9 protein-coding genes and 3 pseudogenes are annotated in these 19537 nt (G+C 41.5%); all 12 read right to left on the bottom strand.

The features are described 5' to 3' along the window. Positions 1-135 precede the first annotated feature (135 nt). Positions 136-1446 carry a cell division protein FtsQ/DivIB gene (locus AC3E7H_RS01470; RefSeq protein ID WP_490675984.1) on the bottom strand — a complete coding sequence of 437 codons (1311 nt, stop codon included), beginning with the start codon at positions 1444-1446 and terminating at the stop codon, positions 136-138. Between the two features lie 9 nt (positions 1447-1455). Then, the gene (locus tag AC3E7H_RS01465) at positions 1456-2514 is read right to left on the bottom strand and encodes a UDP-N-acetylglucosamine--N-acetylmuramyl-(pentapeptide) pyrophosphoryl-undecaprenol N-acetylglucosamine transferase (protein WP_049503210.1); all 1059 of its coding nucleotides are present in this window, start codon (positions 2512-2514) and stop codon (positions 1456-1458) included. 1 nt (position 2515) lies between these two features. Beyond that, on the bottom strand, positions 2516-3868 hold the full coding sequence (gene murD, locus AC3E7H_RS01460; protein WP_000821007.1) for a UDP-N-acetylmuramoyl-L-alanine--D-glutamate ligase: 1353 nt from the start codon (positions 3866-3868) through the stop codon (positions 2516-2518). A gap of 95 nt (positions 3869-3963) precedes the next feature. After that, a complete protein-coding gene (locus AC3E7H_RS01455) occupies positions 3964-6669 on the bottom strand; it encodes an ABC transporter permease (RefSeq protein WP_000824283.1) in 2706 nt (901 codons plus the stop codon). Between the two features lies 1 nt (position 6670). After that, a complete protein-coding gene (locus AC3E7H_RS01450; protein WP_000323392.1) occupies positions 6671-7372 on the bottom strand; it encodes an ABC transporter ATP-binding protein in 702 nt (233 codons plus the stop codon). A 349-nt stretch (positions 7373-7721) separates the two neighbouring features. Next, positions 7722-8234 (bottom strand): annotated as a pseudogene (locus AC3E7H_RS01445) (SIALI-17 repeat-containing surface protein); the annotation flags it as partial. A 32-nt stretch (positions 8235-8266) separates the two neighbouring features. After that, a pseudogene (gene bgaA / locus AC3E7H_RS01440) lies at positions 8267-14381 on the bottom strand (LPXTG-anchored adhesin/beta-galactosidase BgaA); the annotation flags it as partial. A 210-nt stretch (positions 14382-14591) separates the two neighbouring features. Further along, positions 14592-14759: pseudogene (locus AC3E7H_RS01435) on the bottom strand (YSIRK-type signal peptide-containing protein); the annotation flags it as partial. A 514-nt stretch (positions 14760-15273) separates the two neighbouring features. Beyond that, entirely contained in the window at positions 15274-15831 is a 558-nt protein-coding gene (locus AC3E7H_RS01430; RefSeq protein WP_075228212.1) for an SMI1/KNR4 family protein, read from the bottom strand. A gap of 11 nt (positions 15832-15842) precedes the next feature. Beyond that, entirely contained in the window at positions 15843-16565 is a 723-nt protein-coding gene (locus AC3E7H_RS01425) for a DUF4241 domain-containing protein (protein ID WP_075228211.1), read from the bottom strand. Between the two features lie 52 nt (positions 16566-16617). Beyond that, positions 16618-18369, bottom strand: a complete 1752-nt coding sequence (locus AC3E7H_RS01420; RefSeq protein WP_490675983.1) for a glycoside hydrolase family 13 protein — start codon at positions 18367-18369, stop codon at positions 16618-16620. A 196-nt stretch (positions 18370-18565) separates the two neighbouring features. Beyond that, the gene (locus tag AC3E7H_RS01415) at positions 18566-19522 is read right to left on the bottom strand and encodes a hypothetical protein (RefSeq protein WP_490675982.1); all 957 of its coding nucleotides are present in this window, start codon (positions 19520-19522) and stop codon (positions 18566-18568) included. Positions 19523-19537: the final 15 nt, after the last annotated feature.

The following is a 19537-nucleotide window of genomic DNA, read 5'->3' as shown; positions in this document are numbered from 1 at the left end:
TTAGCTGCCTCTCTGGACTGCTTTAAAGGTTTTTTACTATTCTATTATTTAAAGCGGGACTTGTCAAGTAAAAACTAGTATCCGAAGAACTTTAAAGCCAAGACTCACAATCAAGCCGATAGAATGTTCTCAAGTTTATCGACTCTGTGATTGTTGGGTTGTTTGATTTTGAGTTTGTGTTTGATTCTGAGTTTGATTCCCTTGCTCTTCTTGTTTTTTCTTTTCTTCTTCCTGCTTCTTCTTTTCCTCTTCTTTAGCTTTGATTCTCGCTTCTTCTAAAGCCTTATCCGTCAAGCTATAACTATAGATCCCAACTTCCATATCAATACCGCTTGGCACTGTTAATTGAGGTTTAATCTTGCTATAGTAAGGCAATTTTTTACCTAGTTCTGATAAAGGAACCAAAACCTCATCCGTATCATACATGGTAATTTTGAGCAGATCACTGGTTACACTGCTTGGAGCCAATTCAATCGTTTTGATAGCCTGCTTAATCTCTGGGCTGACTTCAGCCAGTTGTTCAATCAAGGTTTTGACTTGCTGCTCATCGTTAAAGAGTACGGACATATAGGTTTCAGGAAGACTGACTAGACTAACCGGACTGGTTTCCACCGTCCCACTAGAAAGAATCGGATAATGGTCCTCTCCAGAAACATAATAGGCTACAATCCCGTATTCCTTAACCTGGATGGTAAAATTGGTCGGGAATTGATAGTGAATGCTAGCAGATTCAATCCAGTGATTGGACTTAATCATCTCAGCATGTTTGTCTTTATTGAGGAGTAGATCAAAGGTATAGTCACTATCACGAATCCCTGAAGCCTCTTTGATTTGGTCTGCATTGGTCTCTACAGTACCAGTAACCTCTATGTTTTTCAAAGTTGAGTATGGCGTCAAAAGATAGATGGAAAAGAACAAGACAAGCAAACTTGGGATTAGAATCGTAACAGCACGCCAGATATGAACACTTGGAATAGAAGGCTTAGCAATCTTTTTCTTAGACTTAGATCTCTTTTCTTCTACTTTTGTTTCTTCAGATTTTTCTTGAGATTTTTCATCCTCTTCTTCTACTTGTTCTGTCTCAGTAGTTTCCTCCTCATTCTCAGGAGAGGACTGGTCTTCTGCACTCTCCTTCTGCTCTTCAGGATTAGAATCTGAGGTCTCTTCTGCCTCAGTATCTTCAGATAAGTCTGACTCTTGTTCTTCCTTAGTCTCTTCTTCAGCCTTTTTACGCAGATATTCACGGTTCTGCTTCTGCCACTCTGATAAAGTGGTTTCTTCTTCCAGAGCTTTTGCAACTTCTTTTTTATTGGCTTCTGCTTGGGCCTTTTCTTTGGCTAGTTGGGCCTCTTCTTCAGCTTTTTTTTGAAGATATTCTTGATTTCGTTTTTGCCACTCTGACAATTCCTTGCCTTGAGTTGGCTCTTGTTTCTTATCCTTTGACATCGATTTTCCTTATGATAGATCTTTTTTTAGTAGCGCATAAAAATCCGCCACAGATTTTAATTCATGAGAATTCTTCATCGTGCTCTGGTAGTCTTCTTTGTGGGTCAAAAGCTTGCTTACTTTTTCTTCTAAAGTAGACAAGGTCAAGTCGCTTTCTTGCAACTCTTCAGCATAGCCTTTTTTCACGAAATAAGCTGCATTTTCAATCTGGTCTCCACGGCTAGCTTCACGTCCGAGAGGGACAATGACATGCAATTTAGCCATGGCAAGGAGCTCAAAAATAGTATTGGCACCACCACGAGTAATGACCACATCAGCCAGATTCATGAGCGGTTGATAGAGGTCAGTCACATAGTCAACACGATAGAGGTTTGAACTTAGTTCATTTAAACTAGCATCACCTGTCAGGTTGATGATATTGTAGCGACTAGTCAGCTCTTCCTTGTGGTCTGTAACTAATTGGTTAAAGACACGCGCCCCAGCAGAACCGCCGACGAAGAGAAGAGTTGGTAGTTTGCTATCAAAATAAGTTCTGATGTCCACCATTTCTTCGGGTTCTTCCATGATTGGGCCAGAAACCTTAGTCACAGCTCCTACATGCTCTACCTTAGTGAGACCAGACGCTTGTTCAAAAGTAGAGTACATCTTGGTCGCAAACTTATAAGCGATTTTATTGGCCAAGCCCATAGAGAGGTCAGACTCGTGGATAAAGACTGGCACTCTGCATACTCGCGCTGCAATAACAGGAGGAACAGATACAAATCCTCCCTTAGAAAAGAGGGCTTGCGGACGAAGGCGAAGCATGATAAAGAGCGATTGAATAATTCCAAAAGCAACCTTAAAGACGTCAACCATGTTTTGCCATGAGAAATATCGACGTAATTTCCCTGTAGCAATAGAATGGAAGGTGACATCTAAACCTGACTTGAGAATTTCATGATGCTCAATTCCGTTCTTATCACCAATATAGTGGACTTCCCAGCCATCTTCGATGAACTTAGGCATTAACAAAAGGTTGAGGGTAACGTGTCCAACCGTTCCCCCACCAGTAAATACTATTTTTTTCATATTATCCCTTTAACTCCGCTACAGTGTCGATGAAAAGATCTCCACGCACTTCAAAGTTAGCATACATATCCCAGCTAGCATTAGCAGGACTGAGGAGAACCACATCTCCTTCTTCAGCAAGTTCATAAGCCTTGCGAGTTGCGTCAGCAATATCTGTTGCATCCACATAAGCCACACCAGCCTTGTCCGCTGCACGTTTGACACGTTCTGCAGACTGACCGAGAATGACCATTTTCTTAAGTCCAGTGATATCTGGAACCAACTCTTCAAACTCATTACCACGGTCCAACCCACCAGCTATCAAGATAACCTTGCTATTGTCAAATCCAGACAAGGCTTTTTGAGTTGCCAAGATATTGGTTGACTTACTATCGTTGTAGAATTTAACACCCTTGATTTGGTCTACAAATTGGAGACGGTGTTTAACGCCACCAAAGGCTGACAAGGTTTCCTTAATGGTCTCATTATCAACACCACGAAGTTTAGCCACAGCAATGGTTGCAAGAGCATTTTCCACATTGTGGCTACCTGGAACACCGATTTCATCAGCTGCCATGACTTTTTCACCACGGAAGTAAAGAAGACCATCTTCAAGATAAGCTCCGTCAACCTTTTCAAGTGTTGAAAATGGTACTACAGTCGCATTTGTCTTTGTCGCAAGCTCTTTAGCTAATTCCTGGTTGAAGTTCAAAACTAGGTAATCAGCCGCTGTCATATTGCTTTGAATATTCCACTTGGCTTCAACGTAGGCTTCAAAAGAACCGTGGTAGTCGATATGGGTTGGCATAAGATTGGTGATAACAGCAATTTCAGGATGGAATTCCTGGATTCCCATTAATTGGAAAGAGGATAGCTCCATGACAAGGGTGTCCTTATCTGTCGCTGTCTGAGCCACCTGACTAGCAGGATAACCGATGTTCCCTGATAAGAGACCATTTTGCCCCGCAGCAGTCAGAACTTCTCCAATCATGGTTGTAGTTGTAGTCTTACCATTAGAACCAGTAATACCAACAATCGGTGCCTCTGAAACCAAATAAGCCAACTCAACCTCAGTCAAGACTGGAATGCCTTTTTCTAGAGCTTTTTCAATCATCGGATTGCTATAAGGAATTCCTGGATTTTTTACCATAAGTGCAAAATCTTCATCCAATAATTCCAAAGGATGTCCACCAGTGACAACCTTGATGCCCTCTTCCAAGAGACTTTGCGCAGCTGGGTTTTCTTCAAAAGGCTTGCCATCATTCACTGTCACAATGGCACCTAGCTTATCCAAGAGACGAGCTGCAGATTCACCAGATTTAGCCAAACCTAGGACTAATACTTTCTTATTTTCAAATTGATCAATTCGTTTCATATCTAGAACTCCATTTCTACTCTTACTATTTTACCATTTTTATGAAAATAAAAAAGCCACAAAGGGCTTTCTTATTTGTTTTTGTCCTCGATCAACTATTCTACAGACTTGAGGGCTTCAAGCATATCTACCTTTCGGAGATAATGATTGACAAAAACTCCTAGGATGGTCAAAATGACACTGACAGCTAGAACTGGAATGAGATAAACTTCCCAGCCGACCTTTGGTTGAAAACGGAAGGTACCGGGTGCAATCATCTGAATGAGAAATTGATGGAGATAAAAGCCTGATACCAATCCTACAATCATTCCAATTAGTGACAATATGATGGTCTCCCGATAGATATAAAGGGTCACTTCTTTGTTATGAAAACCAAGAACCTTGATGGTTGAAAGTTCCCGAATCCGTTCAGCAACATTGATATTGGTCAAATTATAAAGAATCACAATGGCTAGTAGCACCGATACCAGCACCAAAATCGCCATGGTGTGATTCAGAGAATTGGCAAAACTTTCAAAGAGCTGAATGGTGGAGGCGTTTTGAACGAGGCCACTGACAGCTGCTTGCTCCATAAATTCTCCTGCGACTCTTTCGGTATTGACTTCACTTTTATCCTTGAGTTGGACCAAATATGTATTCATCTTGGGTGCTTGACCGTATATCTCCTCATAGGTTGCCTGATTCATATAGACAAAATGGCCCACATAGTGCTCGGTAATAGCACCTACTTTAAAGGTTTTCCCATCTATTGTAAAATTGTCACCAACAGAAACTCCTGCCAACTGGGCCAATTTTTCTGTCAAGACAACTCCATTAGATAAGCTCAGTTTTTCCCCATTTTTTTCTAGGAGGACAAAGGGAGCTAGGTCATCTTGATCCGTCACCATCATGGTCACGGTCTGAACGCCAGCCTTACCGGCATAGTCTTCCTCAATCTGTTTGGAAGAAATAAAACGATAGTTTTCAACTTCATCACTTTTCAGTTTTTCCTCTAGCTTAGCCTTGTCAGAATCAGAAGCTCGAGAATTGACAGAGAGAACCATCTGGTATTGTTGCAGATCCTTAAACTGCCTGTCTGCCACGCCAACCACAGAGGATTGAATCCCAAGCCCTGCAAAGAGGAGGGCTACTGAACCAGCAACTCCAAAAATGGTCATCAGCATACGCTGTTTATAACGGAAAATGTTGCGGGCTGTCACTTTCTGAGTAAAACTCAAGCGTGACCAGATAAAGGTTATGCGCTCCAAGAGAATTTTAGAACCCTTGACTGGTGGCTTAGGTAGTAATAATTGCGCTGCTTCTTCATGCAATTCTCTGCGAGATACAAGGTAGGCAGGTAGGACACTAGCCACTAAGCTTAGAGTCAGAGCTAAACAACTATAGGTCCAGTAGAAATACTGCTGACTCTCTCCAACAATCATTCGCTCAGTGATAATATGAGAGATTGTAGGTGCCAAGACGTAATGCCCAAGCAAGATTCCTAGAAGGGTTCCAAGAGTTCCAGCAACCAGGCCGTAAATCACAAACTTAGCAATGATATCCTTGCTATGGTATCCTAGAGCTTTGAAAATCCCTGCATTGGTTCTTTCCTCGTCTACAAATCGTGTCATGGTGGTAAAGGTAACCATGGCTGCAACGGCATAGAGAACAACTGGAAAGATATTCCCTACGGCACGAATACTCATAGCCGAGTTACTATACATGAGATAACCTTGACCAGTAGGAGAACTCTTGCGATTGTAGACATGATAGGTTGGCTCTGTTAGAGCCTTGACCTCATCCTGACTGGTCTGCCACTTAGCCTTTTCCTTAGTAAGATCTGTTTCGGCTTGGCTCAGCTTTTCCCTTTCTTGCTTTAGTTGTTCTTTTGTTTCTCCTAACTGACTAGATGCTTGACTTTTTTGTGGTTCTGGTAGTTGGCTCACTTGATTTTCTTGAGCTTGTAGACGCGTTTCGATTTCCTGTAGACGTTTCTTGCCAGCTGTCAAGTTGCTTTCAGCCTCGTCTAGCTGTTTCTTGCCCTCATCAAGGGACTCTTGAGCGTCCTTTTTCATTTTTTCTAGCCGCGCTTGACCATTATCAGCAACTAGGTCTTTGAGAGTTCCCTCTTCTTCCTCTTGCTTCTTTTCGTAATCGCTTGAAAAAGGATTGACATCTGTTAGACTAGCAAAACGCAGGCGGGCAATCGTGTAAACAAAGCTCTTAAAGTTATCTTTTGTTACGACACCATAGGCTGCTAGATTCCCATTACCACTGGCTGAACTCCCCATATCCGTTTTTGAGAAAATATCTGGAGAGTGGACGAAGCCTGTAATGGTATAACTATCCCGCTTCAACTGAGAATTACTGCCCTTCTTTTGGCTCAACTGAATGACTTGACCAATCTGATAACGATCTTTCCAAAAATCCGCCAAGGCCAATTCATCTTCTTTTTCAGGCAAACGACCTTCCGTTACTTGAAATTTTGAAATCTTTTCAGTATTTGAAAAGATTCGTATGGCATCTTCACTATTTGCCAGAGTAAAATCTGTCATATAACCAAATTCAACATCTGCTCCCGATAGAGTTTGCAATTCTTCCTGGTCTGCCTGATCTAGACCATAATCTGCTATGACGGTCATATCTGCCACATTAGTATCTTTCAGATAAGCCCAAGCTGTTCGCTCCATATTAGGACTAGCAACCTTGAGACCAACCACGGCTAAAGAACCTAACATCATTAGAGTTAGGATGGATAAAAATCGTCCCTTTGAACCTGTGAAAGACTGGAGCAGGTCTTTCCAATATGTCTTTCTTTTCATCTTAGTACTCCAAATCATCAATATCCTGTGGTTGAGGATTGAGGACAACACTCTTGACACTGGCATCATGCATCTGAATCACCCGATCAGCTATTGGAGCTAGGGAGGCATTATGGGTCACGATGATAACGGTGGCCCCCTTCTTACGTGACATATCTTGAAGAATCTTTAGAACCTGCTTACCAGTCTGGTAATCCAAAGCTCCCGTTGGTTCATCACAAAGGAGAATTTTAGGATTTTTAGCCACGGCTCGAGCAATGGATACCCGTTGTTGCTCACCGCCTGACAGCTGAGCTGGAAAGTTATTAAGACGGTGCCCTAATCCAACATCCTTGAGAACCTGCTCAGGATCCAAGGCATCGGCAACAATTTCTGAAGCTAGCTCAACATTTTCCTTGGCAGTCAAGTTAGAAACCAAGTTGTAAAATTGAAAGACAAAGCCAACGTCATCTCTACGATAGTTAGTTCTCTGATGAGAAGTGAAATTCGAGATATTGGTCCCATCAATCCAGACTTGCCCTTCATCATTTGTATCCATACCACCAAGAATATTTAAAACGGTTGACTTCCCTGCTCCAGATGACCCAAGGATAATGACTAGTTCTCCCTTTTCAATCTCGAAGTTGACATCCCGATTGGCTACAATTTCTGTATCACCAGTATGATACCTCTTATAGCTGTTTTTCATTTCAATATAAGCCATCCTATCTCCTACTCTTCTATCCCTATTTTCATCTTTATTATAACTCTTTTGAGGAGAGAAAGAAAGCTTATCCCTGTAGACTTTAGAGAGATTTTCAAAGTCCTCAGATGCGCTGAATTCAAGTCAGTATAGCCATGCCTTACTCACCATGTTTCTGAGACAATTCCTCTAGTTTGTTATTTTAGTTTTTTGTCGAATATCATCTCTGGTCTTCTTTTGCAATTGCTTCATGAGAAAAAAAGCGAACAAGACCAGATTCTGTTTATCAGAAAACTAGTTTTGTCCGCTTTTTATGATCGAGATTAGTCTCTTAGTCCAATCTCTATGACTTAGATGCTATAACATCATCTTATTCGTCTTCTTTTTTCTTTCCCATTGCAAAGAGACCAAGTAGTGCTCCTACAACACCTGCTGTTGCAAGGGTTGCATTTTCTTTTGTACCTGTTTCAGGGAGGATATTTTGATGACTTGCAGGCGCTTGGTAGGTCTTGTCTTGTGACATAGCAAGAGCTACTTGTGACTGCTCATCTCTGTATGCTGGTGTTTCACCTGTAGTTGGGGCTGAACCATTCACACGTCCAGTAAATTCTGGAACTTGGTGACTAGTCCCTTCTCCACCAGGAACGCCACCTTCAAAGTGTGGAACTTGATGGGTAGTTCCTTCTGAACCATTTACATGACCAGTATACTTTGGTACTTCATGAACAGCAGCTTCTGCCCCATTGACACCGCCTGTAAATTCTGGTACTTCTACTACTGGTGCTGCTTCATCGCCTGCTGTGCCAATGACTCCTGGGTACTCTGGGACTTCATGAACAGCTGCTTCTGCTCCATTGACACCACCTGTAAATTCTGGAACCTCATGGATAGCTGGATCTGTTTTACCAGATACTTCTTTCTTAGTTCCGACTAAGACAATCTCATCTTGCGGTGCTTCAATAGTTTCGCGAAGTTTTTCAGTACGGCTTCCATCTAGTGCTACTTCAGTCAGGATACGTTCTTTACCTTCACGACCTGCTTGAGTTACACGAGTTTCACCTTCTGCTAGAGTTGGATCTTCTTTCTTCACTGTCTTGAAGCTGAGAGCTTCTTCTACCACTTCTAGGCTAGGAAGCTCTTCCTGAACAGCTGGGGCAACTTTCCCAGTTTCAACCTTTTCTTTGGTCAATTGGATACGGTATTCCTTGACCTGTTTACCACTTTCTGAAACGAGACGTACCAAGACTGGAAGTTTATCGTCACCACTATCAACAACTGTTGCCGCTACGTTTTCACCAGCTTCAACGGTCACTTTAGGACGGTTTCCACTATAGGTTACTTGGTAATCCACACGAGCTTCAGAGAAGTCTGCAAGCTCTCTACCATCTACTAGAAGTTTAGAAGCTGTATTGTCTTTAGGTGCTTCACTTGGTGCGATAAAGGCCATTTCAGTGATAGCCACACCCTTCTTGTCTGCTTTTCTGTCCATGCGCCATCTCATAGCTTTAGCTTTGACCGGTGCAAAGGTTACATGGATGTCAGTTCCTGCTTGAACTTCTTGATCCGCACGATATTCAACTTTCTCCCAGTTAGAAGGAGTGTTGAATGGATGTTCTGGATCGTATGGTTGGTAGTTAGAGTAATATTCTGGTGAATCAAATTCTGGTCCCACATAGCGTTCTAGAACAAGTTTAGAAGGTGCATCTGTTCCACCATCTGCAAAGAAGCGAATGCTTCCTTCAGCTACAGTACGTTCAACAATCTTACCATTTTCTCTGAAGATAACCCCTACTGAGACTTCTGGATTATCAGATGGAGTTGGAGACCAGTTGGTCCAACGACGAGTTTCATCATCTGAACCATCGTTAACATAATCTACACGGTCATGAGAGTTTGGATCAATATCGTTAGTTGCTGAGGCAAATGAACGGTTGCTATCGTCATCGAAGTCTGGGTTGTCTGATAGGTTTTCACCGAGTTTGTCTGTTACACGAACAGCTACTTCAGCAGTTAAATCAGTACCCAAAACACGACCATGAACTGTAAATTCACCTGCTTTTGTTAGATTTTCTGCTGGAACTGCTTCCCAGTCAACAGCCAAGTCTTTCACTTCATAGTCAGATTTTCCTGTGAAGTAGACAGGAACTTTTGTTGGTAACTCAAGGGTTTGTCCTTTAGCAACCAAGCGAGATGATTTGGCAACAGCAACAGGTTTACTTGCGAGCAAATCTTTATCATTTGTGAAGTGTAGGCGGTATTCACCTAGGATATCTCCGTTTTCAGCCTTGACAACAACACGAACTGGATCTCCTTCACCTACGCTTGGTACAACTGTTGCAATACCATTTTCAGTGACATTTGCTGTAACAGCTGGAGCTTTTCCTTGGCTTGCTTCTAGATAGTAGTCAGTCAAGCCTGGGTTAAAGTTTGGCAAATCTTTTCCATCTACTTGGATTTTTGCTTGAGCATTCTTAGCTGCAGCTACTTGTTTAGAGAAGATTTGCATTTCTGTAATAGAAGTACCCCATTTACCATCTGGTCTAACCATGCGGATACGAACAGCATAAGTGTTGACTTTATCAAAGCTAAAGTGGGTCATTTCTCCAGCTCTGACTTGATCTGGAGCTTTAAGATTTGTTACTTCTTTCCAGTTTTTATCGTCATTAAAGACATGGTCTTCGCGTGCTACGAAGCTTGGATTCTTAGGAACTGTTGGAGTTTCTGAACCGACATAGTATTCGATGACATAGGATTTAGGTGCACCAACACCGTGGTCTTCGTGGAAGGCTACATTGAGGTTATCCACTGAACGTTTAGACATGATACCAGAATCACCAAAGAGAATTCCCACGGATGCTTCACTTGTACGGTTCCAGTTTGTCCAGCGGTTTGCTGGTTGGTTGTTATATGAAATTAGTTTGTCATTGACATTGGCTACTGAGTCACTTGGATTTGAGTCTGATGCAAAGGCAAGTGGCAATTCTGAACCAGTCCACTGGTCAGAAATATTAGCACCAGTTTCTGTCTGAGCAGACACACGAACATGAAGTTTAGTTGGTAGTTGAGTACCTTCGACATGTCCTGTCACAGTAAACTTGCCTTCTTGTGCGTATTGGCTTGGTTCAATTGCGTCCCAAGTTACTTTAGCTGAAGAGACTTGGCCATTTGAGTGGTAAGTACGAACGCTCTCTGGTAGTTGAGGAGCTTCTGCAACTGGAGTAGTTACGCTGACTTCTTCGACAGCAATGATACCTTCGACAGATACCTTAGCATGAGCTTCTTTCTCGATTCCTTCAACTTTACCTAAGACATCAAAGCTATGGTATTTAGCAAGGTCTTCCTTAGCAACTGCTTGCCAAGTTACCTTGTGAACCTTTGGAAATCCTTTGTCATACTCTACAGTTACAGTAGCAGGTAGACTTGGTTCTTGGTTCAAACCTGTCACGACACTAACTGGACGGATGGCTTGGACGACTTTATCTTCAGTATTTGCTTGAATGTTCAAGTCAATCTGACCTTCTGCTCCTTCAAATTGAGCTTTCAGAGTTACTTGACCAGGTTTATGCAATTCAAGCATACCTTTACGAACGGCTACATCTCCTTCACCTGTAGTTGAGAAGGTAACCTTATCAGCCTTCAAGACTGCTTGTGTACCGTCTTGATAGTGAGCCAAGACCTTGATACCGACAGTTTGGTTTTCTTTCAAAGTAGCCGCATTTTCAACTTCTAGGCTCAAACGTTCAATTTGTGGAGCTTCTTGTAGGAATTGGATAGCATAGGTTTGTAGTGGGCCACCATCGTTTGGTTGAACATGGATGCTTGCACGCATACCATTTGCTTCATTAGCTTGAATAACTGTCACTTGAGCATTTTCAGCTGTAGCTTTAACTTCTGGCAAAGCTACACCATAAGCAAGTTTATGGTATTTTACTGGTTGCTCAGTTGAAAGACCTTCTACAGCTTGGTCGGTTACGGTTACACTTGGAACTACTGGTGCAGATGCTTGACCTTCTGCGACTACAAAGGTCGCATCGATTTTATCTTCACCTGAAATTCCTTTAGCCTGGATACGAGAGCCTGGGATAGCTAATTTAGCTTGGTCTTCAGCTGCAACTTCCCACTTATCAACGTCATAGCTTCCTACGGTACCATCTGATAATACGTAAGATACAGATTTGTCAACTGAATTTAGGTCTGTATTTGGAGCGATTCTCTTGACTACAGGCAATTCTGCTTCGAGAGCCAAGACTTCAACACGCGCTTCTACATCACGTCCATCTGCTACACCCTTAACAGTCACAATTCCTGGTTCATTGACATCAACTGCTGACCATTCTACTGGAAGTTTTGTACGGCTACCATCACTGTAGATAAATGCTACCTTCTTAGGCATTTTCGGTGCTTGACCGATAACAGTACGAACTTTAGCAACTTCTGTACCCAAAACTGTTTTTTCAGCTTGGTCTTTCTTACCTGTAAAGATTGTAGTTTGATCAGATTTCAAGAGATCAGAGTGAGCAGTCAAGGTAAATTTACCAGCTTGCTCAGTTGATTTGACAATGACAACACCCTTACCATTGAAAGCCTTACGAACCCATGAACCGTCAGCTTGCTCTTTATAACGTTCACGGCTTGCTTGTTCACCGTTATCCACACCGACAATTTGACCTTGTCCATGCAACTGGAAGCGCACAAGGTTATTGGCAGTTGGAACTACATTACCAGCACTGTCAACGATTTCGTAGTAAATATAAGTGAGATCTTTTCCGTCTGCTGCGATAGCATTTTCTTCTTTGACTAGGCGAACACCTGCAGGTTCACCAGCAGTCGTAACCTTATCACGAGCAATTTCATTACCAGCCTCATCGCGAGCTACTGCTTCCAAGGTTCCAGGTTGATAAGCAACCTTCCACTCAAGGTAAAGTTCCTTGGCATTGGCACCTTCTTGGTAAGTACGGCCATCACTAGTTTGTTTCTTGTTAAAGGTTTTCTTACCTAGAGACTCGCCATTCAAGAACAGTTCCACACTGGCAGCATTTGAAAATGCACGAACAGGAATCTTACCATCTGCGTCCGCTACATTTGCTTTCAGAGTAGGATCTTCCCAGTTCCAGTGAGGAAGGAGGTGAACCATTGGTTTCTTCTGAGCAGAAACCCATTGGCTTTGGTACAAGTAATAGTCATTCTTAGGAATTCCGGCTGTATCTACGATACCAAAGTAAGAACTCTTAACTGGTGTGTTGTTTTGGTTGTGCCATGGAGTAGGCTCACCGATATAGTCGGTACCTGTCCAGATAAACTGACCTGCATAACCAGCATTGTCACGGTCAAAAGTCCACGATGCAGTGGCTGTTTTACCCCAACCAACACGGTCATTACCATAGTCTGATTGCTCATAATGACGATATGCTTGGTTGCTATGAACTAGCTCACTTTCTGGACGGAAATAGCTACCACGAGTACGAGTTGCTGAAGAAGTTTCTGAACCGTAAATCAACCAATTTGGATGCTTCGCACGAAGCTTCTTATAGTTGTCTTCTGAATAGTTAAATCCAACCGCATCAAGTTCGTTCGCAATCTTTTCATGATCACCACTACCATCACCAAAGCGGAACTTGTCTGCTCCCATAGTGACATAGCGTGTCTTATCAACTGCTTTAATAACTTGGACCAAGCGTTTTACAGTCGCTAGAGAACGAGCCTTACCGTCTGCTTCACCGATTTCATTACCGATAGACCACATGAAGATAGCAGGGTTGTTTTTGCCTCTTTCGACCATTGTACGTAGGTCAAAGTCAGACCATTTTTCACCTTTTTTAGCATCTGGGTGAGTGGCGTCTTTGTCAAAGAAACGTCCGTAGTCATACTGTTTCTTACCACCGTACCAAGTATCGAAGGCTTCTTCTTGCACCAACAAACCTAGTTCTGCAGCGATCTGCAACGTTTGCTCACTAGCTGGGTTGTGGGTTGTACGGATAGAGTTCACACCCATATCCTTCATCTGTTTCAGACGACGGTATTCTGCCTTATAGTTTTCTTCAGCCCCTAGAGCTCCGTGGTCGTGGTGAAGAGAAACTCCATGGAATTTAATGCGTTCACCATTCAAAGAGAAGCCTTCATTTGGTGTCCAGTTATAGTAACGGTAACCAAACAAGTCCTTCTTAGCATCTACCAATTGGCCGTCACGATAAACACGAGTCACTAATTCATAAAGAGCCGGTTTATCGTTAAGAACTGTCCAGAGTTTTGGTTTCTCAACTTGCAAAATAGCATTCAAACTAGTTGATTGATGAGCTTTCAAGACTTGGCTATCTGTACGAACTGCGTCCGTTACAGCCTGACCATTTCGTTCAATAATTTGGTATTCAGCAACAATTTCATGATCTTTGTCATCTGTATTGACGATCTTACTTGTTACATGAGTATCAACCTTACCATTTTGTTGTTTTTCAAGGTCTGGTGTTAAGATAGTTGTTCCATTTTTCTCAGCATGAACCTTATCTGTGACTTGAAGGGTAACATCGCGGTAAATACCACTTCCTGAGTACCAACGGCTACTTGGTTGTTTGTTGACCGCATGTACAGCCACGACATTCTCACGACCATCTTTATTGAGATAATCAGTGATGTCATAAGAGAATTGGTTGTAACCATTTGGATAGTGACCAACTAGCTGACCGTTTACATAGACTTGCGAATCCATATAAACTCCATCAAAGACCAGGCGAACATTCTTGTTAAGGTCTTTTTCATCAAGTTTAAAGGTCTTGCGATACCAAGCATCACCACCATTGAGTTGTCCACCTTCGTTTTGGGCAGGAGAATCGTGATCGAAGTCATTGTAGATACTCCAGTCATGAGGAAGGTCTAATTTCTTCCAGCTTGATACATCTGCATCTGGTTTGATAGCGTCTTTGGCATTAGCATTAAGTTTAAAATGCCAGTTTTGGTTAAATTCTACTTTACGGTCCTCAACCAATTGATTTACCTCCTCACTGGTAGCCGGTTTTAGATCCGGTTTTTCCGTTTGAGCAGATTGATCTTTAGTAATTGCTTGAGGTTTCTTATCTAAGATGGAATCCTCTTTTTTGTCAGAATCTGACTGTACAGTTTGATCATCCCGTGCCTTTTCAACTGCATGAGCTGGTGTAGCAACTTCACTTGCAGCTGATTCAGTTGATGCTGGCTGTTCTGGACTTCTTGTTTCACCAAGTTCCTCTTTATGAGAATCATCCTCTACTTTTTCTGCAGCAACTGCAATTGGAGTTTCATCAGCTGAAACTGGGTTTGCACCAGCTACACTTGCACCAAATAAGACTGAGCAAGTACCGATGACTACAGAGCAAGTTCCAACGGTAAATTTTCGGATACTATACACTCTTTTTCGATTCCAATGATCTTTTCTCATAAGATCCTCCTTATATTCGTAACCGCTTCCAATTTTATGTAAGCGCTCTACTTTTTCAGTAGTATTTTGCTTCTATTTTATAAAATAATATAAGAAACTTCAATACTGGCAGCATAAAAATCATACTTTTGATTCTTTTTTCTATAATTAGTAGAAAACTTTGAAAATCTGAATGTACATTTAGTGAATGATTTTACTAAAAAAGGCGGTAGGACGGAAATCGATAGACAAAGTCTCGATTTCGTAGTCCCAGCCCCGCGAGGATGATTAGGAGCTTTTTGGAGTCTAATACTCAATGAAAATCAAAGAGCAAACTAGGAAGCTAGCCGCAGGCTGTACTTGAGTACGGCAAGGCGACGCTGACGTGGTTTGAAGAGATTTTCGAAGAGTATAAAAGACGAACAGAAAGTTCAATCAGCTACCGCGTCAAAGTTTGATTGCTAATAAAAAGTGAGGGCGGGATCTTTTGTCCCAACCTCTTTTACGGTCTATCAAACTGATATTTCTTATTAGATTATTGACTAGATTTCCCCTTTTCCAGTAGCTTGACCATCTCATCTTTACGTTCTTCTAACTCTGCAATTTGCTGCAGCAAAAGCTCTGAAAAATCACATTCAAGCTCTTCAGTTTCGCCACTATTAAACCAATCTAGAGCTACTATATGATTGTCCTTATCAAAGCAGAAAATCACATCTCCATCCCCGATGATAGATAGAAATGGAATATAGTCAACAAATCCTAAATCATGTAATTCCTTAGTTTTTATTCGAATGTCTAGGAAGTCTGGGATGCCATTTGCAATTCCCAAGACCTTGATACCTCGGCAGAAGGTCCAAAAAGGGGCTACATCGTAAGCCTTGGCTCTTGGCCATAGCTCTTCCCTGACTTCCATAAAGAGACCTCCCAGAGCTGACATGGTGAATTCCCTGAAATCTTCTGGCAGACGAATACCGTATTGATTTTCAAAATCCTGAACATCTTCTTCCGATGGTTCATTGCCCATGCAGGCGACAACTTGATAAGTTTCCTTATCACAGTGACGAAAATAATCATAAACTTCCTTGAGTGCCATTATCCAACTCCTTATCCTACATAGATATACTCAATAACCACATCACATAGTTGATGATCCTTGTCATAGCCAAAGTAAACAGGATAATTTCCATCTCCAAAACCAGATTGTATCATTGGAATAGTCAGGTCTGTATGTGGTATTTTAAAGTTAATCCAATCACCGCCTTCTCGTTGATATAGGGGATGTTCTATGGCATTTTGAGCAAAAATTTCCTCAAAGAAATCATCATAGATGTTTTTTTCAGGATTTTCTTGATACCATTTTTCTTCAAAATCACAGTAGGCATTTTTTGTCTCAACATCCACAATAGTTGCTAAGCCTGCATCGACTGAAAATCCAAAATAAGAATCTTCTTCAACAGAATCCAGGTTTTCAGTACCAGTTAAAGCTTCATAGTAAACAACTGGAAGTGTATCTGTAAATTGAACTCTTGTTGCAACATACCTATAATGATCTTCTTCGATTTTAACTACCAAGGTTTTGAGAGGAAATGTTCCTTTTGGAACGGTCTCTAAATAGGGTTTTTCATTCCTACGAAGCCAGACCAAGGGATCCCTAACTAAAATTTCTCCACTTGGGAAGGTCACTTCCCCCATATCTAAGACAAAGACTTCCTTGCCGTCTATTTCTTTCATCTCGAAACACGCTGCGTAATTGACAGACGAGGTCAAAATATGTTTGATTTCTTGGTATTTTTGCAACCATTCTTCAGAAACTTGAAGTTTTTCCATCGGTCTTTCCTTTCTAGTTTAAAACAAGCATGTGTTGGAGTTAAAAAACGGTTTAAATCGAATCTAAATAAACTACAAATCCAGCTGGCAAGATGACTTGCTGACCATCTTCAAACTGGCAATGACTCGCTAAATCAACTGAATCTCTGTCTAAAATATATTTCTCAGAAGACTGATTAAAGATTGCTTGAACTTCTTTCCCTTGGTAGTTCCACTTCAAGGATAGGACATCTGGTTTCAATTCTTCCAAGCGATAATTACCATGCTGAATCATACTTGCCACTTCCTTACGGACTTGAATCAACTGTTTCATAAAATTCAGCATGTCATTTTCCTCAGACACACGGTCCCAAGGCATGACACGACGGCAGTCGGGATCTGGTCCACCTATTAATGCAAGCTCTGTTCCATAATAGATACAAGGGGTCCCTTTTTGAAGGTAGAGGAAAGCTAGAGCAGCCTTGACATGTTGCACATTGCCTTTGGCAGTTGTGAGGATACGCTCTGTATCGTGAGAATCCAGAAGGTTAAACATCACTTCTGAGATTTGTTGCTTGTAGTACATAGACTGGCTGTTGATTTCTGAAATGAACTGCTCTGTCTTTTTACGCTGACGCAAGAAATAATCCTTGATACTTTCAGAGAGTGGATAGTTCATGACCGCATGGAATTCGTCCCCTTGTAGCCAAGGCTGAGACGTATGCCAGATTTCACCTAGTATATACAAATCGGGCTTTTTAGCGAGAACTGCCTTTCTGAAATCTCTCCAGAACTGGTGGTCAATTTCATTAGCAACGTCCAAACGCCAAGCATCGATATCAAAATTCTCAATCCAGTAGGTCGCAACACTTAAAAGATAATCCCTAACCTCCGGATTAGCTGTATTCAACTTAGGCATATAGCTAGCAAAGGCAAAGGTATGATAAGGGAGTTCTCTTGGATTCTGAAGTTTATCCTCAGTAACTGGGAATTCTTGGATATGGAACCAATCTTTATATGGTGACTTTTCGCCGTTCTTTAGAACATCCTGCCATTGGGCAGACTGGTAGCCGATATGATTGAAAACAGCATCTAGCATAATCTTGATGCCACGTTTGTGAGCTTCCTCGACTAGATTAGCAAAAAGTTCCTTATCCCCAAAGTGACGGTCAATTTCAAAATAATCCGTCGTATCATACTTGTGATTGGTTGTAGCTTCAAAAATCGGACATAGGTAAAGTCCAGTGATTCCCAAATCTTTTAGATAGTCCAGATGGTCGATAATCCCTTGCAAGTCTCCACCAAAAAAATCATCCCTGTTAGGCGCAATGGCAGCATCCCACTCTCGAGCTCCATCTGGGGTCAAATTAGGATTTCCATTAGCAAATCGTTCTGGGAAAATCTGATACCAAACGGTATTTGAAACCCAGTCAGGAACTTGGCAACCGTCAATTTCGTGAATATAAGGAAGCTTAAAGCCATTGCCTTCAGCATCCAAGTTTTCTTGAGTATGTTCTACGCAACCCTTATCACCGTAAAAAACACCCTGACCTTCCTCATCAAGGAGCTCAAAGAGATACTGAATCCGTGCAAAATCAACCGATACTGTAACCTGCCAATAATCAAATAAAGTGTCGGAGGTTACTTTAGTCATTTCTTTCTTGGCTTCATACTTATCCTCGATAAAGATAAAGGGATCTCCATAGTGTAAGATGACCTGCTGGACATCATCTTTCTTGGTTCTGATTCGGATATGTAGCTGACCTTCTTTGTACAGATAAGCATACTCTGATTCTGGTCTATGATAAATAGCTGTTAATTCCATGTATTGTCTCCTAAATAATCTTCAACAACAAAAACGCAAACGTTTTCATAACTAACAGAACTAGTATACTATTTTAAGATTCGATTTGCAATACTTGGTCAAATTTGACAAGAAAACACCTCAAAATAAATACTGTAGACTAATCAAGAAATATCAGCACCTATCTATAAAAAACTCCCAAACTCAGCCTCACAGCCTAGTCAATCCGACAAAGGGCAAGTTCTTTTAATCCTCTGTCGTACAGGAAGGTTAAACAAAAGTTGTCTGTCATATTTTGAAGCTTGTGTTTACTCATTCCTCTAGGCAAGGCTATATCGCACCATTCTCTCGTTGCCAGAGAAAATAGCTTTTGCTTGCCCTTCCAATCATCATTCTTAAATAGGGGGCTCAGGATCAGATAAGGCGAATCCGTAAAAATTCCATTGACACCAGCTTTTTTACCTAAAGCCTTTAAATGTTCAGATTCTAATAATTTTTCGATAATACGACCATCACTAGAGATTTTAACAAGAGCATAATAGTCCATGCCCCATTTATTGACAGAGGTTTGACTTTCTCCAGAGCTAAAGGCATAGAGCTCTTGCTTCCAACATTTCATACTATCAATTTTAGGACAAGCATCAGAGCTCGTGTCGTGGTGATTTAACTCTTTTTTATCAATATGCGAATAAGTGGTCCACTTCGCCTGCTTTTTCTCCCTATCAAACTCTAAAAGGGCAAAGTTTCTTGCTTGGTTTGTATAAACTTGATCTTCAAAACACACGGGTATCTGGTCGCTATCTGATACGATTTGAAAATATCTCTCTTGAGCCTTTTTAGGAAGTATACCTTGCGGATCCTTTATGGCAATGATTTCTGGATGAGATAAATCACCAGTATAATAGACTATTTCCTTGCCAGCCTTGATGATGCCAATATTTTGTCCATCTGTAAAGAGTAGAGCCTCTTCCTCCCAAACATGGTCACAATCCCAAGCATCTACCTCCTTCACACCCAAAGGTGATACTTCAAGCAGACAGTAGCGATTGAAAGCTTCCTTCTCACTGGTTAAGACAAAGGCTCTACCATCATGTAACATGACAGAATTGAGAACACTATTGTAATCCTTGTCAAGCTCCCATTTATTCAATAGACTTAACTTTAGCTTCCCCATTTTCTTCCTCCTAAT

Source organism: Streptococcus sp. SCPM-O-B-15304 (M98) (genome assembly GCF_058200215.1).
The sequence above is the reverse complement of the archived record's forward strand: the minus strand, read 5'-3'. Positions and strand labels throughout refer to the sequence as shown.

Bases quoted from the DNA above. Each gene is read 5' to 3' on its own strand.
- AC3E7H_RS01470 (WP_490675984.1), bottom strand. From the start codon at position 1,446: ATGTCAAAGGATAAGAAACAAGAGCCAACTCAAGGCAAGGAATTGTCA.
- AC3E7H_RS01465 (WP_049503210.1), bottom strand. From the start codon at position 2,514: ATGAAAAAAATAGTATTTACTGGTGGGGGAACGGTTGGACACGTTACC.
- murD (WP_000821007.1), bottom strand. From the start codon at position 3,868: ATGAAACGAATTGATCAATTTGAAAATAAGAAAGTATTAGTCCTAGGT.
- AC3E7H_RS01455 (WP_000824283.1), bottom strand. From the start codon at position 6,669: ATGAAAAGAAAGACATATTGGAAAGACCTGCTCCAGTCTTTCACAGGT.
- AC3E7H_RS01450 (WP_000323392.1), bottom strand. From the start codon at position 7,372: ATGGCTTATATTGAAATGAAAAACAGCTATAAGAGGTATCATACTGGT.
- AC3E7H_RS01430 (WP_075228212.1), bottom strand. From the start codon at position 15,831: ATGGCACTCAAGGAAGTTTATGATTATTTTCGTCACTGTGATAAGGAA.
- AC3E7H_RS01425 (WP_075228211.1), bottom strand. From the start codon at position 16,565: ATGGAAAAACTTCAAGTTTCTGAAGAATGGTTGCAAAAATACCAAGAA.
- AC3E7H_RS01420 (WP_490675983.1), bottom strand. From the start codon at position 18,369: ATGGAATTAACAGCTATTTATCATAGACCAGAATCAGAGTATGCTTAT.
- AC3E7H_RS01415 (WP_490675982.1), bottom strand. From the start codon at position 19,522: ATGGGGAAGCTAAAGTTAAGTCTATTGAATAAATGGGAGCTTGACAAG.